The organism is Pseudomonas sp. PAMC 26793 (assembly GCF_000313235.1).
GTDB lineage: Bacteria > Pseudomonadota > Gammaproteobacteria > Pseudomonadales > Pseudomonadaceae > Aquipseudomonas > Aquipseudomonas yamanorum.
Genome location: NZ_AMXG01000023.1, coordinates 436,511 through 462,642 on the forward strand (window position 1 = coordinate 436,511; position 26,132 = coordinate 462,642).

22 protein-coding genes and 2 pseudogenes are annotated in these 26,132 nt (G+C 60.5%); 10 read left to right on the forward strand and 14 right to left on the reverse strand.

All coding sequences use genetic code 11. From position 1 onward, the window contains the following. Genes dapF through D109_RS0109430 form a run of 4 tightly spaced genes read left to right on the forward strand, consistent with a single transcriptional unit; the run spans window position 1 to window position 3,155 of the window. On the forward strand, window positions 1–831 hold the full coding sequence (gene dapF, locus D109_RS0109415) for a diaminopimelate epimerase (RefSeq protein ID WP_003208798.1): 831 nt from the start codon (window positions 1–3) through the stop codon (window positions 829–831). 13 nt (window positions 832–844) lie between these two features. Continuing rightward, window positions 845–1,561 carry a DUF484 family protein gene (locus tag D109_RS0109420; RefSeq protein WP_017476670.1) on the forward strand — a complete coding sequence of 239 codons (717 nt, stop codon included), beginning with the start codon at window positions 845–847 and terminating at the stop codon, window positions 1,559–1,561. A gap of 2 nt (window positions 1,562–1,563) precedes the next feature. Further along, window positions 1,564–2,463: a tyrosine recombinase XerC gene (gene xerC / locus D109_RS0109425; RefSeq protein ID WP_017476671.1), complete on the forward strand. Its 900-nt coding sequence runs from the start codon at window positions 1,564–1,566 to the stop codon at window positions 2,461–2,463. Then, window positions 2,460–3,155, forward strand: coding sequence for an HAD family hydrolase (locus tag D109_RS0109430; protein WP_017476672.1), 696 nt, complete (start codon window positions 2,460–2,462; stop codon window positions 3,153–3,155). The genes xerC and D109_RS0109430 overlap by 4 nt, the downstream gene beginning before the upstream one ends. A 205-nt stretch (window positions 3,156–3,360) precedes the next feature. On the opposite strand, the gene sutA is transcribed toward D109_RS0109430, so the two are convergent. The 4 genes from sutA to glnK all read right to left on the reverse strand — a co-directional run bounded on the left by sutA (window position 3,361) and on the right by glnK (window position 6,139). Then, window positions 3,361–3,687 (reverse strand): transcriptional regulator SutA, encoded by a 327-nt coding sequence (gene sutA, locus D109_RS0109440; protein ID WP_017476674.1) that lies wholly within the window; start codon window positions 3,685–3,687, stop codon window positions 3,361–3,363. Between the two features lie 103 nt (window positions 3,688–3,790). Continuing rightward, window positions 3,791–4,216 (reverse strand): secondary thiamine-phosphate synthase enzyme YjbQ, encoded by a 426-nt coding sequence (locus D109_RS0109445; protein ID WP_017476675.1) that lies wholly within the window; start codon window positions 4,214–4,216, stop codon window positions 3,791–3,793. Window positions 4,217–4,425: 209 nt separating this feature from the next. Then, window positions 4,426–5,766, reverse strand: coding sequence for an ammonium transporter (locus tag D109_RS0109450; protein WP_026077859.1), 1,341 nt, complete (start codon window positions 5,764–5,766; stop codon window positions 4,426–4,428). A 34-nt stretch (window positions 5,767–5,800) separates the two neighbouring features. Then, window positions 5,801–6,139 carry a P-II family nitrogen regulator gene (gene glnK / locus D109_RS0109455; protein ID WP_002555808.1) on the reverse strand — a complete coding sequence of 113 codons (339 nt, stop codon included), beginning with the start codon at window positions 6,137–6,139 and terminating at the stop codon, window positions 5,801–5,803. Window positions 6,140–6,611: 472 nt separating this feature from the next. On the opposite strand from glnK, the gene D109_RS0109460 reads away from it, so the two are divergent. Then, on the forward strand, window positions 6,612–6,821 hold the full coding sequence (locus tag D109_RS0109460) for an accessory factor UbiK family protein (protein ID WP_371103568.1): 210 nt from the start codon (window positions 6,612–6,614) through the stop codon (window positions 6,819–6,821). A 46-nt stretch (window positions 6,822–6,867) separates the two neighbouring features. On the opposite strand, the pseudogene cfa reads toward D109_RS0109460, so the two are convergent. From cfa to istA, 3 genes and pseudogenes are all read right to left on the reverse strand, one after another. After that, window positions 6,868–7,951, reverse strand: a pseudogene (gene cfa / locus D109_RS01000000131800) (cyclopropane fatty acyl phospholipid synthase). Between the two features lie 455 nt (window positions 7,952–8,406). Beyond that, the gene (gene istB / locus D109_RS0109470) at window positions 8,407–9,210 is read right to left on the reverse strand and encodes an IS21-like element helper ATPase IstB (RefSeq protein ID WP_017476679.1); all 804 of its coding nucleotides are present in this window, start codon (window positions 9,208–9,210) and stop codon (window positions 8,407–8,409) included. Continuing rightward, on the reverse strand, window positions 9,203–10,702 hold the full coding sequence (istA, locus tag D109_RS0109475) for an IS21 family transposase (RefSeq protein WP_152416348.1): 1,500 nt from the start codon (window positions 10,700–10,702) through the stop codon (window positions 9,203–9,205). Before istA ends, istB begins: the two co-directional genes overlap by 8 nt. A gap of 373 nt (window positions 10,703–11,075) precedes the next feature. Between istA and D109_RS01000000131805 the strand changes: the two are divergent. Then, window positions 11,076–11,729: pseudogene (locus D109_RS01000000131805) on the forward strand (ATP-binding protein); the annotation flags it as partial. Here the strand turns inward: D109_RS01000000131805 and D109_RS0109485 are convergent. After that, a complete protein-coding gene (locus tag D109_RS0109485) occupies window positions 11,716–12,300 on the reverse strand; it encodes a TetR/AcrR family transcriptional regulator (protein ID WP_017476682.1) in 585 nt (194 codons plus the stop codon). The pseudogene D109_RS01000000131805 and the gene D109_RS0109485 sit on opposite strands and share 14 nt — an antisense overlap. A gap of 114 nt (window positions 12,301–12,414) precedes the next feature. Here D109_RS0109485 and D109_RS0109490 point away from each other — a divergent pair, with 114 nt between their 5' ends. Next, complete coding sequence (locus D109_RS0109490; protein WP_017476683.1) at window positions 12,415–13,338, forward strand: ABC transporter six-transmembrane domain-containing protein; 924 nt, start codon at window positions 12,415–12,417, stop codon at window positions 13,336–13,338. A 117-nt stretch (window positions 13,339–13,455) separates the two neighbouring features. Here the strand turns inward: D109_RS0109490 and D109_RS0109495 are convergent, their stop codons facing one another. Together D109_RS0109495 and D109_RS0109500 are read right to left on the reverse strand one after the other, a co-directional pair. Then, window positions 13,456–15,432, reverse strand: coding sequence for a methyl-accepting chemotaxis protein (locus D109_RS0109495; RefSeq protein ID WP_017476684.1), 1,977 nt, complete (start codon window positions 15,430–15,432; stop codon window positions 13,456–13,458). Between the two features lie 178 nt (window positions 15,433–15,610). Continuing rightward, entirely contained in the window at window positions 15,611–16,531 is a 921-nt protein-coding gene (locus D109_RS0109500) for a LysR substrate-binding domain-containing protein (RefSeq protein ID WP_026077860.1), read from the reverse strand. 152 nt (window positions 16,532–16,683) lie between these two features. Here D109_RS0109500 and D109_RS0109505 point away from each other — a divergent pair, with 152 nt between their 5' ends. Beyond that, window positions 16,684–18,087 (forward strand): NorM family multidrug efflux MATE transporter, encoded by a 1,404-nt coding sequence (locus tag D109_RS0109505; protein ID WP_017476686.1) that lies wholly within the window; start codon window positions 16,684–16,686, stop codon window positions 18,085–18,087. Between the two features lie 128 nt (window positions 18,088–18,215). On the opposite strand, the gene D109_RS0109510 is transcribed toward D109_RS0109505, so the two are convergent. Beyond that, window positions 18,216–19,886, reverse strand: coding sequence for a bifunctional diguanylate cyclase/phosphodiesterase (locus tag D109_RS0109510; protein ID WP_026077861.1), 1,671 nt, complete (start codon window positions 19,884–19,886; stop codon window positions 18,216–18,218). A 267-nt stretch (window positions 19,887–20,153) separates the two neighbouring features. Here D109_RS0109510 and rep point away from each other — a divergent pair, with 267 nt between their 5' ends. Beyond that, complete coding sequence (gene rep / locus D109_RS0109515; protein WP_017476688.1) at window positions 20,154–22,163, forward strand: DNA helicase Rep; 2,010 nt, start codon at window positions 20,154–20,156, stop codon at window positions 22,161–22,163. A 57-nt stretch (window positions 22,164–22,220) separates the two neighbouring features. Further along, window positions 22,221–22,793, forward strand: coding sequence for a xanthine phosphoribosyltransferase (locus D109_RS0109520; RefSeq protein ID WP_008439415.1), 573 nt, complete (start codon window positions 22,221–22,223; stop codon window positions 22,791–22,793). A gap of 131 nt (window positions 22,794–22,924) precedes the next feature. Here D109_RS0109520 and D109_RS0109525 read toward each other — a convergent pair whose 3' ends face one another. The 3 genes from D109_RS0109525 to D109_RS0109535 all read right to left on the reverse strand — a co-directional run bounded on the left by D109_RS0109525 (window position 22,925) and on the right by D109_RS0109535 (window position 26,130). After that, window positions 22,925–24,847 (reverse strand): acetyl-CoA hydrolase/transferase C-terminal domain-containing protein, encoded by a 1,923-nt coding sequence (locus D109_RS0109525; RefSeq protein WP_017476689.1) that lies wholly within the window; start codon window positions 24,845–24,847, stop codon window positions 22,925–22,927. Window positions 24,848–24,982: 135 nt separating this feature from the next. Further along, window positions 24,983–25,399 (reverse strand): cytochrome c5 family protein, encoded by a 417-nt coding sequence (locus D109_RS0109530; protein WP_003208757.1) that lies wholly within the window; start codon window positions 25,397–25,399, stop codon window positions 24,983–24,985. A gap of 182 nt (window positions 25,400–25,581) precedes the next feature. Next, window positions 25,582–26,130, reverse strand: coding sequence for a cupin domain-containing protein (locus D109_RS0109535; RefSeq protein WP_003208755.1), 549 nt, complete (start codon window positions 26,128–26,130; stop codon window positions 25,582–25,584). Window positions 26,131–26,132 lie beyond the last annotated feature (2 nt).

A 26,132-nucleotide genomic window follows, 5' to 3' on the forward strand; every position in this document is an offset into this window, starting at 1 on the left:
ATGTTGCTGCGTTTTACCAAGATGCATGGGCTGGGCAATGACTTCATGGTTCTCGACCTGGTCAGCCAGCACGCGCACATCCTGCCCAAGCACGCCAAGCTGTGGGGCGACCGGCACACCGGTGTCGGCTTCGACCAGTTGCTGCTGGTGGAAGCACCGAGCAACCCGGAAGTGGATTTCCGTTACCGGATCTTTAACTCCGACGGCTCCGAAGTGGAACAGTGCGGCAACGGTGCCCGCTGTTTCGCCCGCTTTGTGCTGGACAAGCGCCTGACCGCCAAGCGGCAGATTCGCGTCGAGACCAAAAGCGGCATTATCGAGCTGGATATTCGCAGTGACGGCCAGATCGGCGTCAACATGGGCGCCCCACGGCTGGTGCCGGCGGACATTCCGTTCCAGGCCACCGAGCAAGCCTTGAGCTATGCGGTGGACGTGGACGGCAAGACCGTCAACCTGGCTGCCGTGTCCATGGGCAACCCCCATGCCGTGCTGCGGGTCGATGACATCAACAGCGCACCGGTTCACGAACTGGGGCCGAAGATCGAAAACCACCCGCGCTTTCCGGCACGGGTTAACGTGGGTTTCCTGCAGGTCATTGACCGTTCCCGTGCGCTATTGCGCGTCTGGGAACGCGGTGCCGGCGAAACCCAGGCTTGCGGTACCGGCGCCTGCGCCGCTGCCGTAGCCGCGATCAGCCAGGGGTGGATGGATTCGCCACTGCTGATCGACCTGCCCGGCGGACGTCTGTCCATCGAATGGGCAGGCCCTGGCCAACCGGTGAAAATGACCGGCCCGGCCACCCGCGTCTACGAAGGACAGGTCCGTCTATGAGTGAGAAAATCTAATGACTGATAAGCCTCAAGTACCCGCGAACGCATCCCCAAGCGAAAGTCTGGAGGCCGCAGCCGTTGCGGCGTATCTGGAGGCTAATCCGGACTTCTTCGTCGAACACGAGGAGCTGCTGCCGGCCCTGCGCATTCCCCACCAGCGCGGCGATACCGTGTCGCTGGTGGAGCGGCAGATGAAGATCCTGCGCGAGCGCAATATCGAGATGCGCCATCGGCTCTCGCAGCTGATGGACGTGGCCCGCGACAACGACCGCCTGTTCGACAAGACCCGCCGCCTGGTCCTGACCCTAATGGACGCCGCCAGCCTGGAAGAAGCGGTTATTGCCGTCGAAGACAGCCTGCGCCAGGACTTCCAGGTGCCTTTTGTCAGCCTGATCCTGTTCAGCGACAACCCGATGCCGGTAGGGCGCTGGGTCAGCGGCAGCGATGCCCAGACCGCCATTGGCGGCTTGCTGTCCGAAGGAAAGACCATCAGCGGCACCCTGCGCGAGCATGAGCTGGACTTCCTGTTTGGCGCCGAACAGCGCCAGCAGATCGGCTCCACTGCCGTGGTCGCCCTGAGTCATCAAGGTTTGCACGGTGTGCTGGCCATCGCCAGCCGTGATCCACAGCACTACAAAAGCTCGGTGGGCACGCTGTTCCTAAGCTACATCGCCGAAGTGCTGGGCCGCGTCCTGCCGCGCTTCACCACCGCCTTGCGCGCGGTGCGCTAACCATGGAACGACAACTGGACGCCTACTGCGCTCACCTGCGCAGCGAGCGCCAGGTGTCGCCGCATACCCTGGAAGCCTACCGTCGGGACTTGAACAAGGTCCTGGCGTTCTGCGAGAAACAACACATCAGCAGCTGGAAGGCCCTGGATATCCAGGGTCTGCGCAGCCTGATCGCCCGCCTGCACCAGCAAGGCCAATCCTCCCGCAGCCTGGCACGCCTGCTGTCGGCGGTACGCGGCCTCTATCACTACCTGAACCGCGAAGGCCTGTGCGACCACGACCCGGCCAACGGCCTGGCGCCGCCCAAGGGTGAACGCCGCCTGCCCAAGACCCTCGACACCGACCGTGCCCTGCAATTGCTCGACGGCGCCGTGGAGGACGACTTCCTGGCCCACCGCGACCAGGCGATCCTCGAACTGTTCTACTCCTCGGGCCTGCGCCTGTCGGAGCTGACCGGGCTCAACCTCGATCAGCTGGACCTGGCGGATGGCCTGGTGCAGGTGCTGGGCAAAGGCAGCAAGACCCGCGTATTACCGGTGGGCAAGAAGGCCCGCGAAGCCCTGCTGCTGTGGCTGCCCCTGCGTGCCCTGGCCAACCCGGCGGATGACGCCGTATTTATCAGCCAGCAAGGCCGCCGCCTCGGGCCACGGGCCATTCAGTTAAGGGTCAAGGCCGCCGGCGAGCGCGAGCTGGGGCAAAACCTGCACCCTCACATGCTCAGGCACTCCTTTGCCAGCCACTTGCTGGAGTCATCCCAGGACCTGCGCGCGGTGCAGGAACTGCTTGGCCACTCAGACATCAAGACCACCCAGATCTACACCCACCTGGACTTCCAACACCTGGCAACGGTGTACGACAGCGCCCATCCACGGGCCAAACGCATTAAGGGCAGTGACTCATGAGCATCAAGCTGATCACCTTCGACCTGGACGATACGCTCTGGGATAACGTGCCGGTCATCATCAGCGCCGAAGCGTCGATGCGCGAGTGGCTGGCGACCCATGCCACCAAGGTGGGCGACTTGCCTCTGGAGAAGTTTGCCAGCCTGCGCCAACAGGTGCTGGAGCGACATCCGGAGCTGAAATACCGCATCAGCGTGTTGCGTCAAAAGGTGCTGCAACATGCTTTCGAGGAAGCCGGATACCCGTTGCCGGAAGCGGCGCAGATGGCGGACGTGTGCTTTGAAGCGTTTATCCACGCCCGGCATCAACTCACCGTATTCCCCGAAGCGGAACCGATGCTGCAAGCACTGCGCCGCGACTATCTGCTAGGGGTGATTACCAACGGCAATGCCGATGTGCAGCGTGTGGGGCTGGCGGATTACTTTCACTTTGCCCTGCGGGCGGAAGACATTGGTATCGCCAAGCCGGATGCACGGTTGTTCCAGGAGGCCTTGCAGCGCGGTGGCGTAGAGCCGGGCGCAGCGGTGCATGTCGGGGATCATCCGGGAGATGACATCGCCGGTGCGCAAGAGGCGGGACTGCGGGCCGTGTGGTTCAATCCGGCGGGCAAGGTCTGGGAAGCGCAAAAGCGCCCAGACGCCGAGATTCGCAGCCTGACTGAATTGCCAGAACTATTACGAAGCTGGCAATAACGCAATTCCCGCAACCCTGAAGATCCAATGTGGGAGCGGGCTTGCTCGCGAATGCGGTGTATCAGTCAACCATGTATCAACTGATCCAACGCATTCGCGAGCAAGCCCGCTCCCACACTGACAGTCAGCAGCCTGAAGGGATGTGTTTGACCCATGAAAAAGCCCGCAGCGACGGCGGGCTTTTTCAGCAAGCAAACAGCAAGCCTTAGATAGGCCGGCTGCCGTACTTGTTATCAGGCTTCTTCGGTGGATCTGCCACCACGTTAGCCTCGACTTCCTGCACTTTGCCGCCTTTAGCGAGGAACTCTTCCATCGCACGGGCCAGCGCATCGCGCTCTTTGTTCTTGGCTTCTACGCTCGGCAGTTCGTCGACCGACACCGCAGCCTTGGCTTTGCCCTTGGCTACCGGGACCGGTGCATCATCGCCACCGTCGTCGTCAGCCACGTCTTCGGCAGCCGCCTCAAGACCTTCTTCGGTTTCGTCGTCGTCGCCTACTTCGAGGTCGTCGTTTTCCAGATCATCGTCGCTCATGTTCTACCTCATGACTTGCGAAAAGCAGATTAGTTATAGCCCAGCTTCGCCACCTGTCGACGGCCGCCGGAAAAAAATCAACATCCACCGGATCACCAGTGGCTTATGCCCCATCACCGTGCAAGGTGGCGAGGACTTTACGAGCACCGCCATGATCACGGTGCTCGCCCAGATAAACACCTTGCCAGGTCCCCATCGCCAAGCGGCCGGCCCTTACCGGCAAACTCAACTGACAGCCCAGCAGACTGGCCTTGAAGTGCGCCGGCAGATCATCCGGACCTTCGTCGTTGTGTTCATATCCCGCCATGCCTTGCGGCACCAGCGCATTGAAAAAACGCTCGAAGTCACGGCGAACCGCCGGGTCGGCATTCTCGTTGACCGTCAACGAAGCCGAGGTGTGCTGCAGCCACAAATGCAACAGGCCCACCCGACAGGCCTTCAATTCAGGCAAGCCGGCGAGCAACTCGTCCGTCACCAGATGAAAGCCCCGGGGCTTGGCCCGCAGGGTTATCAGGGTCTGTTGCCACATACAGTTCTCCGCCTATCGGCGCGCATTCTAGCGCGCTCAGGGAAAAAACAAAGTGCCGAATACGCCTACATGCCTGTAAGACATTCGCACGCTGAAAAGTGCGGTGTGGATCCCATCACAAAGTCGCCAAAAAACCCATACACCTTTAGCCACAGACAAACCCCAGGCAAAAAAATGCCCGGCAAGCCGGGCATCTTTTTTTCGCGTACTTACAAGTTGTAGCCGCGCTCGTTGTGTTGCGCCAGGTCGAGGCCGACAGCCTCTTCTTCTTCGGTCACCCGCAGGCCCATCACAGCGTCCAGCACCTTGAGGATGATGAACGTCACGATGGCGGTGTAGATGACGGTGAAGCCGACGCCTTTGCACTGGATCCAGACTTGTGCAGCGATATCAGTGGTGGTGGCGTTGAAGCCGCCCATCGCTGGTGCCGCGAACACACCGGTCAGGATCGCGCCGAGGATACCGCCGATACCGTGCACGCCGAAGGCGTCCAGGGAGTCGTCGTAGCCCAATTTGCGTTTCAGGGTAGTGGCGCAGAAGAAACACACCACACCGGCCGCCAGGCCGATCACCAGGGCGCCCATCGGGCCCACGGTGCCCGCGGCTGGAGTGATTGCCACCAGGCCAGCAACCACACCCGAGGCAATGCCCAGCGCGCTTGGCTTACCGTGGGTGACCCACTCGGCGAACATCCAGCCCAGCGCCGCCGCAGCGGTAGCGATCTGGGTGACCAGCATCGCCATGCCGGCAGTGCCGTTGGCCGCAGCCGCGGAGCCGGCGTTGAAGCCGAACCAGCCGACCCACAGCATGGCCGCGCCCACCAGGGTGTAACCGAGGTTGTGCGGTGCCATTGGGGTGGTTGGGAAGCCTTTACGCTTGCCGAGTACCAGGCACGCTACCAGGCCGGCAACACCGGCGTTGATGTGCACCACGGTGCCGCCAGCGAAGTCCAGTACGCCCCAGTCGCCCAGCAACGAACCCGGACCGCCCCATACCATGTGGGCAATCGGTGCGTAGACCAGAGTGAACCAGACGCCCATGAAGATCAGCATCGCGGAGAACTTCATACGCTCGGCGAACGCACCGACGATCAGCGCCGGGGTGATGATCGCGAAGGTCATCTGGAAGGTCACAAACACGGCTTCAGGGAACAACGCCGCCGGGCCGGTGATGCTGGCCGGGGTCACACCCGAAAGGAACAGTTTGGACAAGCCACCCACAAACGAGTTGAGGTTGACGACGCCTGCTTCCATACCGGTGGTATCGAACGCCATGCTGTAGCCGTAGACGAACCACAGGATGGTGATCAGGCCGGTGATGGCGAAGCACTGCATCATCACGGAAAGAATGTTTTTGGACCGAACCATGCCGCCATAAAACAGCGCGAGGCCTGGAATGGTCATGAACAGTACCAGCGCGGTGGACGTGAGCATCCACGCGGTGTCGCCGGAATTGAGGACTGGAGCAGGTACTGGGTCCGCCGCCATGGCCAGGGCCGGCATTACGAGGGACAACAGGGCTCCTAGCCCTGCGAATTTACGCAGAGTCATATTGTTTTCTCCTGGGGCGTTGGGGTTTGGCGGCTTAGATTGCGTCGGTATCGGTTTCGCCGGTACGGATGCGAATAGCCTGTTCCAGATTGACCACGAAGATCTTGCCGTCACCGATCTTGCCGGTGTTGGCGGCCTTGGTTATCGCCTCGATAACCCGGTCAAGATCCTTGTCGTCAATGGCGACATCAATCTTCACCTTTGGCAGGAAATCGACCACGTATTCCGCGCCGCGATACAGCTCGGTGTGACCCTTCTGCCGACCGAAGCCTTTGACCTCAGTAACGGTAATGCCCTGCACGCCGATCTCGGACAGTGACTCGCGTACATCGTCCAACTTGAACGGCTTGATGATGGCAGTGACTAGCTTCATGAAAACTCTCTCCCGAATTGGTGGACTTGCCCCAGGAAAACAAACCCGTCTCAAGTCTAAGCGCAGTGCCTGGCTTTGTAACGCTTCGTCGCCTTGGCATTTGCCATTGCGACGCTCGCTAACCACTGGTGACGAAACATGTACCGCTGGTCCGTCGGCGCACTGCATCGTCACAGCGACTGCATCAGTGCATGGGTCATGATCGTCTAAGCAGAAAGCTTGCCAGCTCCGTAAAAATCACTGAAATCAGTCCTTTGTTCGCTTGTGCCCACCTCCCGGGCGCCGTTGTCGCGAAGATACGCACGAAAACGGTGCGTGACCGCCCGGCCACATGCGCGAAAAGCGTGCGCCTGTGCCTGGGAAAAGACTATAGACGCTGCGTGATACACTGCCGGCCAACAGATTTTCCGGACGATTTCCCATGCTCGCGCCCAAAGACCTCCTCGACGCCCTGAGCGGCCACGCCTCCCGCCTGTTCAGCAGCGACACGCCGCTGCCACGCAATGAAATTGAAAGCCAGTTCAAGGCGCTGCTGCAAAGCGGTTTCAGCAAGCTGGACCTGGTAAGCCGGGAAGAGTTTGATAGCCAGATGGTGGTGTTGGCGCGCACTCGGGCGCGGTTGGAAAGCCTTGAGGCCAAGGTGGCGGAGCTGGAAGCGCGATTAACGCCGGCCGCCGAGTAAACCGGCCAAACCGGGGCAGGTTTCGCCTGTCCCCGTTAAGTAACCCTCAGCTCACCCGCTGATACCCGCCTACAACCCCCTTCTTCGACAACACCCACTGCCACAACTGGATATCCCGCGCGCGAAACGCCCCTGCACACGACAGCAGGTAATAGCGCCACATCCGGTAGAAACGCCGGCCAAAGGTTTCGGCGAAATCCGGCCACGCCAATTCGAAGTTTTCGCACCAGGCCATCAGTGTCTTGTCGTAATCGGCGCCAAAGTTGTGCAAATCCTCGGCAACAAACAACCCGTCCATGGCATCGCCGATCTGCCCGATCGAGGGCAAATCACCATTGGGAAAGATGTATTTGTCGATCCACGGGTCCGGCGTGCTGTTGCGTTGGTTCTTGCCGATGGTGTGCAACAGGAACAGCCCGTCGTCCTTCAGGCAGCGGTTGGCCACCTCCATATAGGCACGATGGTTCTTGCGGCCCACATGCTCAAACATGCCGACACTGGCGATATGGTCGAATTGCTCGTCGATGTCCCGATAGTCCTGCAAACGAAACTCGATAGGCAGATGTGAATACTTGGCGCGGCCCCACTCCGCCTGCTCTTTGGAGATGGTCACACCCACGCACTCCACGCCATAGTGCTCGGCCGCATGGCTCATGAAACTGCCCCAGCCACAGCCGATATCCAGCACGCGCATGCCCGGCTTGAGCCCCAGTTTTTTTACAGATTAGGTCCAGCTTGGCGAACTGCGCCTGCTCCAGGGTGGTGGCATCTTTCCAGTAGCCACAGGTGTACGTCATGCGCGAGTCGAGCATGCGCGCGTAGAAGTCATTGCCGAGGTCGTAGTGCGCCTCGCCGACTTGCCAGGCGCGCTTCTTGTTTTGCAGGTTCAGCCAGCGGGAGCTGAACGCGTGAAACAACAAAGTGGCCGGGTTGGCCTGGTCGATCACCCCAGAGCGCATGAGGCGGTAGAAAAACTCATCCAGCGCCTCGGCGTCCCAACCGCCATCCATGTAGTCCTCGCCGAGGCCAAGGTTGCCTTTGGCCAGGGCCAGGTCGAACGTAGCACTGTGGTGCAGTTGCATATCCGCAGCCGACGGCCCGTTGACCTCAATCTGTGCCTGCGCCAGCAACTCCTTAACGAAGCGCGCTCCCTGAGACATCTCATCAGAACCGGAAAAAGAATGACGCGTTTTGTTAAGCACAATTGCTCTCCAGAAATAGCGTTGCCTTTGATTCATACACTGCGAGAAATCTGGCCATGGAAGCGTCTGGCAAGGCCCTCAAGGCATGACCGGGAACGCTGGCTGGGAACAGATGTAACAAATCTTATCCAGGCATTTTTTAAAGATATAATGAATTAATCTTATGAAAACCATGCGAAATTGGAATGCAAAATGGACATCAGGGCGCTTCGTTTGTTGGCGCTGATTGAAAACTGACCCACCCTGCCGATTGAAAATTGACCCAGGGCGGATTGCTGATTTTTGTCCCAGCAATTGTGGATAAGCTTAGCAGTCGTGTTCCGCTTGAAGGCTCATCAAGCCCCACCGCATGTAGGCATGCGGCAGGGTGTTTACGATGCAGATCAAAACGGTTCATCGTCCTCGATACCATCTTCGTCCTTGCGCTTTCGTTCACGCGATTTGATCTTTGTCTGGTCTGCCAAGGTGCTGTGTTGCAGGCGGTAGGACTCGTTGCCCGTTTCGACGATGTGGCAGTGGTGTGTCAGCCGATCCAGTAACGCTGTGGTCATCTTGGCGTCACCAAACACACTCGACCATTCCGAGAAGCTGAGGTTGGTGGTGATGACCACGCTGGTGTGTTCGTACAGCTTGGAAAGCAGGTGAAATAACAGCGCGCCACCACTCTGGCTGAAGGGCAAATACCCAAGCTCATCGAGTATCACTAGGTCTGTCCGAAGCAGTCCCTGGGCGATTCTGCCTGCCTTACCATCGTACTTTTCACGTTCCAGCAGGTTGACGAGATCGACCGTGGAGAAGAACCGTACTCGTTTGTTATGAGTGGTGATTCCGGACACGGCCAAGGCACTGGCCAGGTGTGTTTTTCCGGTTCCAGGCCCACCGATGAACACGACATTTTGCGCAGTCTCCGTAAACTCAAGGCTGGATAATTCCTTGACCAGACGGGCATCAGCGCTGGAAGCGCTGAAGTCAAAGCCAGCTAAATCACGGTGCATGGGGAGCTTTGCCATGTTCATCTGATGATTCACAGAGCGCACGGCGCGATCTGCCTGCTCCTGTTGGAGCAGATGCTCAAGCAGCCATTTCGAGGATGCCGTCGAAGCTTCTCCCTGGGCCGCCAGTTCTTCCCAAGCCTGCGCCATGCCATGCAGACGCAGTTCTTTAAGTTCTGCCATCAAGTCACGCATTGCGGCTCTCCTCATCTGTTGTACGGAGTTGGTCATATCGGGCCGTGTTGGCAACGGGAGCCACCTTGAGTTGCAGGCTGGTTTCTACGGAAGGCGGTGGTGCAGTGGAGGTCAGTCGAGCTAGAATATTCAGGATGTGATCGGCGCTCAAGCTTCCCGACTCAAGCACCAGTTCTACCGCTACCAGCACCGGGTCGAGACCGGCGATGGGCACGGCAGCCAGCACCTGCGTCATGATTCGATCACCGTTGCTGTGACGTCTCAGGCCCCGTTTGAGAAGCCGCAACGGATTGGGCAGATCGGCAAACGGTGCGCCATTGCGCAGTGCACCCGGCTTGCGCTCGATGAGTGGGATGTAATGCTGCCAGTCAAAACTGACCTGATCTCGATCAAAGAGACGCTCGTGGCTGGCGATCATCATGTCATCGGCGATGACCACGATCCGGGATGGGTAAAGACGGCTGCTGACCCACTGGCCGACTCGCTCACAAGGCACCGAGTAGCGATTTCGTGCCACGCTGATCAGGCAGGTGCTGGAGACCCTTACGGTGCGCTCGACGTAGCCATCAAAGGCGGTCGGCATCGGCATCATTTCGACCCGCTCCAGCTCCAAAACTTCCGCCACCGTCAGCCCGTTGTACTGCGGATGCAGCAGCTCGCTCCAGAGCGCACGACAGCGTAGGCCGAGCCAGGCATTCAGTTCCTCGAAGGTGCGGAACATGCAGTTTTGAGCGTCAAGCCAAATGCGCCGTCGACTGTCTTGAACGTTCTTCTCGACAATGCCCTTTTCCCAGCCAGAGGCTACGTTGCAGAAATCCGGATCGAACAGGTAGTGCGCGCACATCACGGCAAACCGTGCATTGACCGTGCGGCCCTTGCCTTTATTGACCTTGTCGACAGCCGTTTTCATGTTGTCGTAGATGCCGCGACGCGGCACCCCACCTAACGCGCCAAACGAGCGGGTATGGGCATCGAACAACATCTCGTGGCCTTGGCTGGGATACGCAACCAACCAAAATGCGCGACTGGCGCAGAGCTTCATGTGGGAAACCTGGATGCGTCGAAACAGGCCACCGATCAGCAGACCTTCTTCGCTCCAGTCAAACTGGAAGGCCTCTCCAAGTGCAAACGTCAGCGGTACAAAAGCGCGTAAAGACTTGCCTTGCTCACCTCGCCACGAACGCACAAACGCTGTGAGCTGGCTGTAGCCGCCGTCATAACCCTCGGTCTTGATCTGCTCGAAAAGTGCTTTGGCGCTCCTGCGGTTGTGCTTTGCCCGGAACGAATCGGCCTTCAGCGCCTGTTCCAGCGTCTCGTGGAATGGGCTGAGTTTGTTGAAGGTTGCGCTGCGCTGGTACGCCGGCTGAGTTGCTTCGGGCGCTCTGACCCATTTTCGGATGGTGTTTCTCGACAGCCCGGTACGCTTGGCTATCTGATGCAGCGAGAGCTTGTCGCGGAAGTACATCCGCCGGATTTTTCCCAACATTTCCATGCTGATCACCCTGTGTTCTCCTGCTCGAAAAGTGAGCAGAAGCAGTTGAACACCTGGGTCAGTTTTCAGTCGGCAGAACAGCCTTTACTGGGTCAGTTTTCGGTCAGCGGCAACACATACGCTTCAGAAAGTCTCTTTCCAATGAGGATTCGAAAGCGACCCCACCTAGCCCTTTGAAAGCCATCACTCCTGAAATGCTGCGGCGGGTCGGTTTGATCTTTCGAACCGGCTTAATCTGGTCGCATCTATTTCCGGTCATTTTCTATCTGGTCTCATTTATTACCGAGATTTTTCTCAGCAATTTCAGAAGGTCTTAATGGCCTAAAGCGGCCTCTAGCGTAGTCATTTATCATTTATTTCGAAAGCCTACAGTGGCTCGAAACCGCAGCCGGGGGAAATCACCCTCGCCCATCATGGTGTGTTATTTCTCGACGAGCTGCCGGAGTTTGATCGCAAGGTCTTGGAAGTGCTGCGTGAGCCGCTGGAGTCCGGGCATATCGTGATTGCCCGCGCCCGCGACCGGGTGAGTTTCCCGGCGCGCTTTCAGTTGGTGGCGGCAATGAACCCCTGCCCGTGCGGCTATGTGGGCGAGCCGAGCGGGCGCTGTCGCTGCACGCCGGAGCAGATCCAGCGCTATCGCAACAAACTCTCGGGGCCGCTGCTGGACCGGATTGACCTGCACGTGACCGTCGCCCGGGAAAGCACTGCGCTGAACCCGGGCAAACAGTCCGGCGACGATACCGCCAGCGCATCCGCCCTCGTGGCCGAGGCTCGAGAACGCCAGCAACGGCGCCAGGGCTGCGCCAATGCCTTTCTCGACCTGCCGGGGCTACGCGAGCACTGCATGCTGGCGAAGGCCGATGAAGGCTGGCTGGAGAGCGCCTGCGAACGACTGACGTTGTCGCTGCGGGCAGCCCATCGCTTGCTCAAGGTCGCGCGCACCCTGGCCGACCTGGAACAGGTGGAAGCCATCGCCCGGCATCATCTGGCGGAAGCCTTACAGTACCGCCCCGCTAGCGCTTCTTAGGCAACGCCAGGAGCAGCCCTGCCACTTCCATCACCTCACCCATCGCCGCCTCAGCCGATTCAACGGAGGGTTTGAGCATCAAGTCATCGGCATACCCCATGGCCACGGCGAAGAGCTGCCGCGCCGCTCGTTTGGGCGACTCACAGTGGAAAACTTTGGCCGCCACACCTTGCTCGATGATCTCCGCGAGCATCGCTTGCCATTGGGCGTTGATCGTCAGGTAAGCCTCGGCGAATGGCTCGTCATGCATGGCTTCGTCCCACGCATCCAGCCACAACGCCCATCCGGCATCTGCCGTGGAGGGCAGGCAGTCACGCAGGAAACCTTCGAGTGCTTCCAGTGGAGGCAGCCCCTCCAACGGCACCCGCACCTCGTCCAGTTGCTCGTTGGCAAACCGCACAAACGCTTCGCGGCGCAGTTCTTTCCAGTCGCTGAAGTAGTGATAGACGTGGCTACGGGACAGCCCGGCATGTTCCGCCAGGTCGCGGGTGGAAACATCGGCGAAGCCTTTGCTGCGAAACAGCTCCAGGGCAGCGGCGATGATCTGGTCTTTACGGTCGATACGCGACATGAGGCTTTTCCTTCAGGCACCGGCAGATCGACGGCGCTTGCTTTTTGAGCGATCGCTCAAGGATACTTGAGCAGTCGCTCAATACTAGCGTTTATCTCACCCTTGGTGCACCCCATGTCATCCGTAACACCGCAAATCCTGATCGAAGAAAGCAAAAAGATCGGGCAACAATCCGCCAGCCAAACCCTCAAGGCGATCGCCAGGGCCTATCCCGGCAAGTTGTTCTGCACCTTGTCGCTGGTGGCCCTGGAGAACGCATTGCTGCTGGCCTACCCGCTGTTTGCCGGGTTCGCGGTGGACTCAATTATCCGCGGCGACGCCGGCAGCGCGCTGTTCTACGCCGCCGTGGTGCTGGCGTTCTGGGTGGTCGGGGCGGCGCGACGGGCGCTGGACACACGCACCTTCACCCGCATTTACGCCGACCTGGCGGTGCCGGTGATTCTCAACCAGCGCCTGCAAAACCACAGCACCTCACGGGCGGCGGCGCGGGTGGTGTTGGCGCGGGACTTTGTGGATTTCTTCGAAAAACACGTGCCGATCATCGCGACGGCGCTGGTGTCAATCGTCGGTGCGGCCGTGATGTTGCTGGTGATCGAACCGTGGATCGGCCTGGCCTGCCTGACGGCGCTGGTGCTGTGCACAACCTTGTTGCCACGTTTCGCCCGGCGCAATCAGGAGTTGTACGAGCGCTTGAATGACCGCCTGGAAAAGGAAATCGGCCTGGTGGAAAAGGTCGGCGCGCAGACCTTGCAGCGCCACTACCAGGTGCTGTCACGCCTGCGGATCTGGCTGTCGGACCGCGAGGCTGCAGCGTTCCTGTTTATCGGTACGCTGGCCGCGCTGTTGTTTGTGGTCGCCATCAGCCAGTTGGCGCTGTCGCCGGCGGTCAAGGCCGGCCATGTGTATGCGGTGATGACTTACCTGTGGACCTTTGTCAGCAGCCTGGATGAAGCACCAGGGATGGTCGACCAACTGGCGCGACTCAAGGACATTGGCAAGCGTGTGGACCCGGGGCTGGGGGACCGATCCGACGTTTGAGGCGTCGGGTCGGCCGTCATCGCGGGCAAGCCCGGCTCCCACAGTGGACCGCGTACTCCAGAACAACACGGTCAACGGTGGGAGCGGGCTTGCCCGCGATAGGGCCCGAACAGTCAATCAACGAAACCGGTCAACCTCATGCCGCAAGCCCGCCGCCAGGGTCTCCAGTTCCTTGGCGGTGATCGCCAGGTTCGACACCACTTCACGCTGCTCGCTGTTGGCCAGGGCAATGCTCTGCAAGTTGCTGCTCAGCAAGGTCGCCGTGCTGCTCTGCTCCTGGGTGGCAGTGGTAATGGCCGCAAACTGCTGGCCCGCCGAGCGGCTTTGCTCATCGATCCGCGCCAGCGCCGAAGCCACGTCAGCATTGCGCGCCAGGCCTTCCTGCATCAGCACGTTGCCTTGTTCCATGGTGCTGATGGCGTTGCCGGTTTCCTGCTGGATGCTCTGGATCATCCCGGAAATTTCGTCCGTGGCCTGACGGGTACGCGAGGCGAGGTTGCGCACTTCATCCGCCACCACCGCAAACCCGCGCCCTTGCTCACCGGCCCGCGCAGCTTCGATGGCGGCGTTGAGCGCCAGCAGGTTGGTCTGTTCGGCAATCGCAGTGATGACCCCGACAATCCCGCCGATTTCCTGGGAGCGCTGGCCCAAGGTGTTGATCACCGTGGCTGTGCTGTTCAGCGCGGTGGCGATGTGTTCCAGGGACGAAGACGCCTCTTCCATCGAGGTGCGGCCAATCTTGGTTTGCTGGGCATTGTCCTGGGCCAGGCGCTCGGTGTTGCCCATGTTGTCGGCGATGTTCAGCGAGGTGGCGCTGAACTCTTCCACCGCGCCGGCCATGCTGGTGATCTCGCCGGACTGTTGCTCCATGCCTTCGTACGCTCCGCCGGACAAACCCGACAGTGCCTGGGCGCGGCTGTTCACGTCTTCAGCCGCCTTGCGGATATGCGACACCATGGTCGACAGCGCTTCGCCCATCTGGTTGAAACTGCGGGCCAACTGGCCGATTTCGTCATGGCTGGAAACGTTCAGCCGTGCGCTCAAATCACCAGCGCCCAAGGCTTCCGCTTGACGCACCAGGTCGCCCAACGGCTGCAACTTGCTGCGCAGCAGCCAGACCGCCGCGCCCACCGCCAGCAGCATTGCGAGCAAACTGCCAATCGCCAGGCGAATACCCACCGACCAGGTCACCGCCCGAATTTCGGCTTTCGGCATGCTCGCCACCACCGACCACGGACCGCCTTCAAACGGCACGGCAACGCTGTAGAAGTCTTCGTTCTTGTCGCTCCAGAAACGGCCTTTTCCAGGTTTGGCGGCCAGGTCGAGCATCACCGGAATTGCTTGATCCAGCGCCTGCACGCCAGCCGGCGGCACCAGCCAATGTTTCTGTTCATCCAGCAGCGCGAGGGAGCCGGTCTGGCCGATTCGGAAGCGCTTGAGGTTGTCGAACTGGGCGTTCTGCGCGTCGGTGTAGTCGAAGCCGACAAACAGCACCGCAATCACTTTGCCGCTGGCATCACGCACCGGGCTGTACTGGGTCATGTAGGAGCGATCGAACAGCACCGCGCGACCCACGTAACCCTGCCCGCCGAGCAAGCGTTGATAGGCCGGGTGCTGGTGATCCAGCGCCGTACCGATGGCGCGGCTGCCGTCCTGCTTGGTCAGGGACGTGCTGACACGGACAAAGTCCTCGCCACTGCGTACGAACAAGGTCGCCACGCCGCCCGACATCTGCTTGAACTCATCAACTTCCGTGAAGTTGTTGTTCAGCACTTCCTCGCCCAGGTACAGGCCCGGTGTCTGCACACCCGCTACCGTCACCGGCTGCCCAGGCCGCACACTCAAGCCGGCGCTGAAGCGCTTTTCAAACAGCCCGCTCAAACGCTGGGTACTTTCGCGCAAGGTGCTGTGGAAGGTATTGAGTTGGTCAGCCAGCAAGCGAGCCTCGCTGGCCAGATGCTCCTCGCGGGTGTCGAGGTTGGCGGAGTCCAGCGAACGCAAGGCGAACACCGTACTGCCGCTGATGACGACAGCCAGTATCACGGCGAGGGCAAGCCCCAGTTGAGAGGCGATCCGGGCGCGAGGTTGAGACATGAAGGCTCCTGGCCGAGGCCAGGATCATCCTGATCTCATAGCGCTGCTCGGCAAAATTCTAATAGGGGAAACGTTGTAGAACGGTAGTTCCAACAACCCTACTTCGGCGGGCAGGCTGAATACTTGAGCGATTCGCAGGGGTATCACGCAAACGATTGCTGCCCGGTGCGCAATCCACTCAGGCGAGGCGCTCTACCTGGGGCAATTCCATGGCCTGCACCTCGCTCTGGAGAAAGTCACCCAGCCGTCGCAAACGCTCACCGCCCGGCCTGGTCTTTGGCCACACCAGATAGTAATTTTCCCCACTGGCCACGGCGGTGGGCCACGGCAGGCTCAGCCGGCCCTGGGCCACGTCTTCGGCCACCATCAGCAAGTCGCCCATGGACACGCCATAACCCCGAGCGGCGGCAATCATGCCCAGCTCCAATGTATCGAACACCTGCCCGCCCTTGAGCGATACCTGGGATGACAGCCCCATGCGCTCCAGCCAGTAGCGCCAGTCACGGCGGTCCGGCGTCGGGTGCAGCAATTCGGCAGAGGCCAGCCGCGTGACGTCCCAGGGCCCGTCGCTCAACAGGTTCGGCGCGCCCACTGGAATCAGCAGTTCAGGAAACAGGTAGCAGGCTTCCCAGTCCGGCGGGAAATGACCGTTACTCAGCAATACCGCGCAATCGAACGGCTCCTGATTGAAGTCCACCTCATCGACACTCATCCAGGCGCTGGTCAGTTGCACTTCATTGCCCGGCTGTAAATGCCGGAAGCGACTGAGCCGCGCCAGCAGCCAGCGCATGGTCAGGGTGGATGGCGCCTTCATGCGCAGGATGTCGTCCTCCGCGTTCAACGTATGGCAGGCGCGCTCCAGGGCCGCAAACCCTTCGCGCACGCCTGGCAGCAACAGGCGCGCCGCCTCGGTGAGCTGCAAGGTGCGGCCGCTGCGCTGGAACAGGCGGCAGGCGAAATGCTCTTCCAGCGTGCGAATGTGCCGGCTCACCGCACTTTGGGTAATCGATAACTCTTCCGCCGCGCGGGTGAACGAGTTGTAGCGGGACGCAGCTTCAAACGCCCGCAAGGCGTAAAGAGGAGGAAGACGACGAGACATGGCGAAAGCTCCGACGGCGCAATCTCGAAACCCTACCAGAATCATTCAGGCATGAGTTTTAATCATGCGCACCATCGGATTTATCCCTTTGTGCAATGCGCTGTGGGCGCCGAGAATCAACCCTTCCACCCTTCCCTGACTTTTTGAGCGTGATGATCATGCAGCATCCGGCACGTACCGAACTCTGGGCCATTCTGCGGCTGTCAGGGCCGTTGATTGCCTCACAGTTGGCCCACATGCTGATGGTGCTGACCGACACCCTGATGATGGCCCGCCTGAGCCCCGAGGCCCTGGCCGGCGGCGGCCTGGGTGCGGCGAGCTATTCGTTCGTGTCGATTTTCTGCATCGGCGTGATCGCCGCCGTGGGCACGCTGGTCGCCATCCGTCAGGGCGCCGGCGACATTGAAGGCGCCACTCGCCTGACCCAGGCCGGGCTGTGGCTGGCCTGGTTGATGGCGCTGGTGGCCGGCTTGCTGCTGTGGAACCTCAAGCCGGTGTTGCTGATGTTCGGCCAGACCGAAACCAATGTCGCGTCCGCCGGCCAGTTCCTGACCATCCTGCCGTTCGCCCTGCCCGGCTACCTGACGTTCATGGCCCTGCGCGGCTTCACCAGCGCCATCGGCAAGGCCACGCCGGTGATGGTCATCAGCCTGGGCGGCACGGTGATCAACTACCTGCTCAACCACGCGCTGATCGAAGGCATGTTCGGCCTGCCGAAACTCGGGCTGGTGGGCATTGGCCTGGTCACGGCCATCGTCGCCAACTGCATGGCACTGGCGCTGATCTGGTACATCAAATACAACCGTGCTTACGACGCCTACCCGCTGCGCAAGGGCCTGCTGCGGCCGAACCTGCATTACCTGCGGGAACTGTGGCGCCTGGGCCTGCCGATTGGGGGCACCTATGCGGTGGAAGTCGGGCTGTTTGCGTTCGCGGCGCTGTGCATGGGCACCATGGGCAGCACGCAATTGGCTGCGCACCAGATTGCCCTGCAGATTGTGTCGGTGGCGTTCATGGTGCCGGCGGGCATGTCTTACGCAATCACCATGCGCATCGGCCAGCATTACGGGGCCGGGAACCTGCTGGAAGCACGGCTGGCCGGGCGGGTGGGCATCGGCTTTGGCGCGCTGGTGATGCTGGGCTTTGCAGCGGTGCTGTGGTTGTTCTCGCATCAGTTGATCAGCTTGTTCCTCGACCAGCATGACCCGGCGTTTCGCGACGTGATCAACCTCGCCGTGAGCCTGCTGGCCGTGGCCGCTTGGTTTGAGCTGTTCGACGGCGTGCAGACTATCGCCATGGGCTGCATTCGCGGGCTCAAGGACGCCAAGACCACCTTCCTGGTCGGGTTGGGATGCTACTGGCTGATCGGCGCACCGGCTGCGTGGTTGATGGCGTTCAACCTCGGCTGGGGGCCGACTGGCGTGTGGTGGGGGCTGGCCCTGGGCCTGGCGTGCGCGGCAGTCAGCCTGACCTGGGCGTTTGAACGGAAGATGACGCGGATGATTCGCCAGGAGCCTGAAACCCACCGCGGATTTCAAGCCGCGCAGCCTGAGTAACGGCTGTACTCGGTCAAATGTGGGAGCGGGCTTGCTCGCGAATGCGGCGGGTCAGCTATGAATGGGTTGACTGAAATACCGCATTCGCGAGCAAGCCCGCTCCCACATTTTTGATCGGATTCACAGCATCAGATCACGCCGCCCACCAATTCCTGGCTGTTACCAAACGTCAGGTAGTCCACCAGTTCCGCCAGCGGCAACGGCTTGCTGATCAGATAACCCTGAGCCTGATCGCAACCGAACAACCGCAGCAACGCCAGTTGCTCTGCGGTTTCCACGCCCTCGGCTACTACTTCCAGGTTCAGGTTGTGGGCCAGGTTGATCATCGCGTGGACCAACTTGCGATTCTCTTCGCGCTCTTCCATGCCGCCGACGAAGCTCTTGTCGATCTTCAGCAAGGCAATCGGCAGGCTGTTGAGGTGCACGAACGACGAGAAGCCGGTGCCAAAGTCATCCAGGGAAAAGCGCACGCCCAGGCGGCCAAGGGCGTCCATGGTCTGCTTGACCAGGTCGCTGCGGCGCATCACGGCGGTTTCCGTCAGTTCAAATTCCAGCCACTGAGCTTCCACGCCACGCTCGGCAATCAGCCGGCTGAGGGTGCTGAGCAATTGGCTGTCCTGAAACTGGCGGAACGATAGGTTGACCGCCATGTGCAACGGCGCAATCCCGCGTTCGCGCAGGTCCTGCATGTCGCGCAGCGCCCGGGAAATCACCCAGTAGCCCAGCGGCACGATCAAGCCGCTCTGCTCGGCCAGGGGCACGAACTCGCTCGGCGGCAACAGCCCACGCTCGCCGTGGCGCCAGCGCACCAGCGCTTCGAGGCCGACGATATGCCCGTCATCGAGGTCCAGGCGCGGTTGGTAATGCAGTTCCAGCTCGTCACGGCGCAACGCCCGGCGCAGTTCGCTTTCCAGGTCGGCGAGGCTGCGGGCATTGCGGTTGATGCGTTCGTTGAAGATATGAAAGGTACAGCCCTGGGTACTCTTGGCTTGCTGCATGGCGATATGGGCGTGCCACATCAGCGGGTCGGCGCCGGCCCTGGCGCGGGCATGTGCCACGCCGAGGCTGCAACCGATCAGCAGGCTTTCGCCATCGACCCAATACGGCTCGGCCATGGCTTCGATGATGCGCTCGGCCATCCATTCGGCGCGCTGGGGCGCACGGCGGGTATCGATCAGCAGGGCGAATTCATCGCTGCCCAGGCGTGCCAGTTGATCACCGGCCTCCAGCTGGCTCTTGAGCCGCGAGACCACTTGCAGGATCAGCCGGTCACCGGCCTGGTGGCCGAGGGCATCGTTGGCGTGACGGAAGTTGTCCAGGTCGAGGTGACCGAGGGCGACGCCACGGCCTTCGTTTTCCGCCAGGCGGGCGGTCAACAGGGTCTGGAAGCCCTGGCGGTTGGCGATGCCGGTCAGCGGGTCCTGCTCGGCCAGGCGTTGCAGGGTGTTTTCCAGCACACCGCGCTCGCGCACATGCCGCAGGCACCGGCGCAATGTATCGACATCCAATGCATTGAAAATCAGCCAGTCGCTGACGCCAAGGGGCGAAACCAGAGGTTCCTCTTCCAACAGCAATACCGTTGGCAAGCTGCAACGACCGGGGCCGGGCTGAAGACTGGCCGTGGTCAACAACACCGCACTGTGATCGTCGTCGAACAGATTGCTCACAGACTCCCAGTTTGGCGCGCTGATCAGCACAGCTCCGTCGCCCATCGGCGCCAGGCACTCGCGCAATAACGCTGCCCACGCTGGCTCATCGGCCAGTAGCAGCAAACGCAAGGGTTCGACAGGCGTAGACAAGCTAGCTCCCTAGACTCTGCAAAATTTCGTTGGCGGCGGGCATTATGACGTGCGACCTGATAATGACCAATGATATGGGTTATCAAATACACACTGTGCGGCGCTAGACCGAACAATAGTCCTAAATGCCCTGCACATCCTGCGGCAAAGTAACAAAACCGGCAAATTTAGATCGAGTGGTACGTCACACTGTCGTTCAGAGGCAGCAGAATCTTGCCAGCCTGTTAAAATGCCCGCCCTTTTGATCAATGACTCCCTGAATTCTGTATGTCCCGACTCAATCCCCGGCAGCAAGAAGCCGTGAACTACGTCGGCGGCCCTCTATTGGTGCTCGCCGGTGCCGGTTCCGGCAAGACCAGCGTGATCACCCGCAAGATCGCGCACCTGATCCAGAGCTGCGGCATCCGCGCCCAGTACATCGTCGCCATGACCTTTACCAACAAGGCGGCGCGGGAAATGAAAGAGCGCGTCGGCACCCTGCTCAAGGGTGGCGAAGGCCGTGGCCTCACCGTGTGTACCTTCCACAACCTGGGGCTGAACATCATCCGCAAGGAGCATGTGCGGTTGGGCTACAAGCCGGGCTTCTCGATCTTTGACGAGACTGACGTCAAGGCGCTGATGACCGACATCATGCAAAAGGAATACGCGGGCGACGACGGCGTCGACGAGATCAAGAACATGATCGGCTCGTGGAAAAACGACCTGATCCTGCCCGCCGAAGCCCTGGAAAACGCGCGCAACCCCAAGGAACAGACAGCCGCCATCGTCTACACCCACTACCAGCGCACGCTCAAGGCGTTCAACGCGGTGGACTTCGACGACCTGATCCTGCTGCCGGTAAAGCTGTTCCAGGAACACGCCGACATCCTCGAAAAGTGGCAGAACAAAGTCCGCTACCTGCTGGTGGACGAATACCAGGACACCAACGCCAGCCAATACCTGCTGGTGAAGCTGCTGATCGGCAAGCGCAACCAGTTCACCGTGGTAGGCGACGACGACCAGTCGATCTACGCCTGGCGCGGCGCCCGTCCGGAAAACCTGATGCTGCTCAAGGACGACTATCCGTCCCTGAAAGTGGTGATGCTGGAGCAGAACTACCGCTCCACCAGCCGCATCCTGCGTTGCGCCAACGTGCTGATCTCCAACAACCCCCACGAGTTTGAAAAACAACTGTGGAGCGAGATGGGCCACGGCGACGAGATCCGCGTGATCCGCTGCCGCAACGAAGACGCCGAAGCCGAGCGCGTGGCCGTCGAACTGCTCACGCTGCACCTGCGTACCGACCGGCCCTACAGCGATTTCGCGATCCTGTACCGCGGCAACTACCAGGCCAAGCTGATCGAGCTGAAGCTGCAGCACCACCAGATTCCTTATCGTCTGTCGGGCGGCAACAGCTTTTTCGGACGCCAGGAAGTGAAAGACCTGATGGCCTACTTCCGGCTGATCGTGAACCCGGACGACGACAACGCGTTCCTGCGGGTGATCAACGTCCCACGTCGGGAAATCGGTTCGACCACCCTGGAAAAGCTCGGCAACTACGCCACCGAACGCAAGATCTCGATGTACGCCGCCACCGACGAAATCGGCCTGGGCGAGCATCTGGACACCCGCTTCACCGATCGCCTGGCGCGCTTCAAGCGCTTCATGGACAAGGTGCGCGAGCAGTGCGCCGGCGAAGACCCGATCAGCGCCCTGCGCAGCATGGTCATGGACATCGACTACGAGAACTGGCTGCGCACCAACAGCTCCAGCGACAAGGCCGCCGATTACCGCATGGGCAACGTGTGGTTCCTGATCGAGGCGTTGAAAAATACCCTCGAGAAGGACGAAGAAGGCGAGATGACCGTCGAGGACGCCATCGGCAAGCTGGTCCTGCGGGACATGCTTGAACGCCAGCAGGAAGAGGAAGACGGCGCCGAAGGCGTGCAGATGATGACCTTGCATGCGTCCAAGGGCCTGGAATTCCCCTACGTGTTCATCATGGGCATGGAAGAGGAAATCCTCCCGCACCGCTCCAGCATCGAAGCCGACACCATCGAAGAAGAACGGCGCCTGGCCTACGTGGGCATTACCCGCGCGCGTCAGACATTGGCCTTCACCTTTGCCGCCAAGCGCAAGCAGTACGGCGAGATCATCGATTGTGCCCCCAGCCGGTTCCTCGACGAACTGCCCCCGGATGACCTGGCGTGGGAAGGCAACGACGACACACCGACCGAAGTCAAAGCCGTTCGCGGCAATACCGCCCTGGCGGATATACGCGCGATGTTAAAGCGCTAAAATCGACTACTTTTTAATCTACTTTCGGCGCGTGTTGCGCCAACAGAGGAAGCTTTCGTGGAAGCACTGCACAAGAAAATTCGCGAAGAAGGCATCGTGCTTTCCGATCAGGTACTCAAGGTCGACGCCTTTCTGAACCACCAGATCGACCCGGCGCTGATGAAACTGATCGGTGACGAATTCGCTGCGTTGTTCAAGGATTCGGGCATCACCAAGATCGTCACCATCGAAGCCTCGGGCATTGCACCGGCGATCATGACCGGCCTGAACCTCGGCGTTCCGGTGATTTTCGCGCGCAAGCAACAGTCCCTGACCCTGACCGAAAACCTGCTGTCGGCGACGGTGTATTCCTTCACCAAGAAAACCGAAAGCACCGTGGCGATCTCCCCGCGCCACCTGACCAGCAGCGACCGCGTGCTGATCATCGATGACTTCCTGGCCAACGGTAAGGCGTCCCAGGCGCTGATCTCGATCATCAAACAGGCCGGCGCGACCGTTGCAGGTTTGGGGATTGTGATCGAGAAGTCGTTCCAGGGTGGCCGGGCGGAGCTGGATGCCCAGGGTTATCGGGTTGAGTCGCTGGCGCGGGTGCAGTCGTTGGCGGGTGGCGTCGTAACCTTCATCGAGTAATCGGTGCGGGCACGGTTAAAAAATGTGGGAGCGGGCTTGCTCGCGAATGCGATGTGTCAGTCACTGGATAGGTCGACTGATCCACCGCATTCGCGAGCAAGCCCGCTCCCACATTTGATCTCCTGTGTCATCTAGTGTGCGGTGGCCCGTAGGCCGGCGAGCAGCAGCCGCTGGTACAGGTCCTCTTTCAACCCCTCCGGCTTATCCAACCCCATCCGCACCAAATGCCCGGGAAACGCCTCCGGCTCCGGTGCATCCAGCGCCGCCTTGCCCAGTTCCAGAATCTCCGTCAGCTTGAATTTGCTCTTGAGCCAGTTCAACGCCCTCAGCAAATCCCGCTCTTCGTCGGTGAAATCACAGCCCAACGGATACTCCGGGAACAACCGTGGATGCCGCGCCTGAATCCCCTGCAAACGCTCCGGCGTGTTGTCGGCAAACCGCGGATCCAGCTGGAAATCCTTCGGCAACTTCCCGGCCTTCTGCGCCTGTTCGATCAAATCGTCCTGGAATCGTGAGTCGGTGATATTCAGCAGCGCCTCGATTACCTTGGCATCGGTCTGCCCACGCAAATCCGCGATCCCGTATTCGGTGATGACGATGTCCCGCAGGTGCCGGGGAATCGTGCAGTGGCCGTATTCCCAGACGATATTGGAACTGACCTCGCCCCCCGATTCGCGCCAGCTGCGCAGGATCAGGATCGAGCGCGCGCCTTCCAGCGCATGGCCCTGGGCGACAAAGTTGTATTGCCCGCCGACGCCGCTGAGCACCCGGCCGTCTTCCAACTGGTCGGCCACGCCCGCGCCCAGCAGCGTCACCGTAAATGCACTGTTGATAAACCGCGCATCCAGGCGCTGCAAACGCTTGAGTTCTTCCTGCCCGTAAAGCTCGTTGATGTAGCTGATGCGGGTCATGTTGAATTCCAGACGCTTGTTCTGGGGCAAATCCCGCAGCCGCTCGTAGAAGCTTTGCGGGCCGAGGAAAAAGCCGCCGTGCACCGAGATCCCGTCGGTCTGCGCCGCTTCGTCCAGGGTGCCGGCGTTGGCCCGCTCCTGACTCGCCACGTCCGGGTACACCTTGCGCCGCACAATCCCGGCGTCGGCCAGCACCAGCAGGCCGTTGACGAACATTTCGCTGCAACCGTAAAGGCCACGGGCGAAGGGTGCGACGCCGCCTTCATGGCTGATCAGCGGCGCCCATTGGTACACATCCAGGTCGGTGAGCAACAGGCGATACGCCTCGTTGTCCGCCTGACGCGCCAGCAAGGCGGCGGTCAGTGCGTCGCCCATGGAGCCGATGCCGATCTGCAGGGTGCCGCCGTCGCGTACCAGGGTGCTGGCGTGCAAACCGATAAAGTGGTCCTGGAAACCTACTGGCATGTTGGGCGTGGAGAACAGCGTGGTGCTGTCCTTCTCGTCGATCAGGAAGTCGAATTCATCCATGCCCAGTTCGGCGTCGCCGGGCATGTAGGGCAAATCGCTGTGAACCTGGCCCACCACCAGGATGGTTTCACCGGCTTCGCGGCGCTTGGCGATCATCGGCAACAGGTCGAGGGTGATGTCGGGGTTGCAGCTCAGGCTCAGGCGATCCGGGTGTTCGGCGCTGCTGGCCACCAGTTGCGCAACGAGGTTCAGGCCGGCGGCGTTGATATCACGGGCGGCGTGGCTGTAGTTGCTGCTGACGTAATCCTGCTGGGCCGAGGCGCTGTGCAACAAACTGCCGGGCTGCATGAAAAACTGCTGCACATGAATGTTGGCCGGCAGATTGTCCTTGTGCAGGGCGGCGAGGAAATCCAGCTCGGGATAGTCGCCGAAAACCCGTTCGATAAAGGGTTCGAGGAAGCGCTTCTGCAAACCATCGCCCAAAGTGGGACGACCCAGGACCAGAGCGGTGTAAATGGTCAGCGCCCGATCCGGCAGCTTGGCGACACGCCGGTACAGCGCGTTGACGAACAGGTTGGGTTTGCCCAGGCCCAGGGGCATGCCCATGTGAATATGCGCCGGCAGCCGTGCCAGTACGTCGTCGACCGCTTGCTCGATTGAACACAACTGCACCATCCGACTTCTCCCGAACATTCCATGAATTGGGGTTGGACCGAGCTTGCCGGGTCTTTGCTGCAAAGAACAGCCTAAAAAGGCAAATCGCGGGCACAAAAAAGCCGCTGGTCAGCGGCTTTTTTGGCGAAGATCGGTTTATTTAAGACCCGACATCTTCTCGATCGCGCCTTTAAGCTCGGCATCCGAGCAGTCGGCGCAGGTGCCTTTGGGTGGCATGGCGTTCAGGCCGGTGATGGCCTTGGCCAGCAGGCCGTCGAGGCCACCCTGGTGGTCCGCGCGGTCTTTCCAGGCGGCGGTGTCACCAATTTTCGGTGCGCCCAACAGACCGGTACCGTGGCAAGCGTTGCAGTGCTTGGCGATCACGTCATCCGGCGATTTCGCACCGCCGCCGCCGCCCGCAGCCACTGCCACTTCCATCCCCTTGCACTCTTGCCCCTGGACACACACCTGGCCGACAGGCTCCAGGCGTTTGGCAATTTCATCATTGGTCGCAGCTTGAGCGCTGACAGCCCATAGGGCCAGTACGGTTGCTGGTGCAGCCAGCATTTTCATAATTAGGTTCACGCGTTCACCCTCAATGGTGGCTATTCACGCCTGCGGCCACGGTTTCGCAGGCGGCGAAAGTATAACGGTTAGCCCGCCCCGCCGAAACAACCCTATTAACCAAAGGGAGATTCAGCAGGCCGGAATGCTGCTACGGGCGTCTCTGCGACATAGGCAGGACGCCTCTTTTCTTAAAAGTTCGCGGGTGTGGCTGCGCTGATTAGTCGCGCCGGCACTTCGAACGGATTACGAAAACGGTGCGGCTTGGTGCTTTCAAAGTAGTAGCTATCGCCGGCTTCGAGCACAAAAGTTTCAAGACCGACTACCAGCTCCAGGCGGCCTTCCACCAGAATCCCGGTTTCCTCGCCCTCATGGGTGAGCATCTCTTCGCCGGTATCAGCACCTGGTGGGTAGATCTCGTTGAGGAACGCAATCGCCCGGCTCGGATGCGCGCGGCCCACCAGTTTCATGGTGACGGCGCCGTCGGAGATATCGATCAGCTCATTGGCTTTATAGACGATCTGGGTCGGTTTTTCCTGGAGGATCTCCTCGGAAAAGAACTCCACCATCGACATGGGAATGCCGCCCAGCACCTTGCGCAAGGAGCTGATGGAGGGGCTGACACTGTTTTTTTCGATCATCGAAATGGTGCTGTTGGTGACGCCCGCGCGCTTGGCTAGCTCACGCTGGGAAAGACCTTTCAGTTTACGGATGGATTGCAGTCGTTCGCCGACGTCCAATG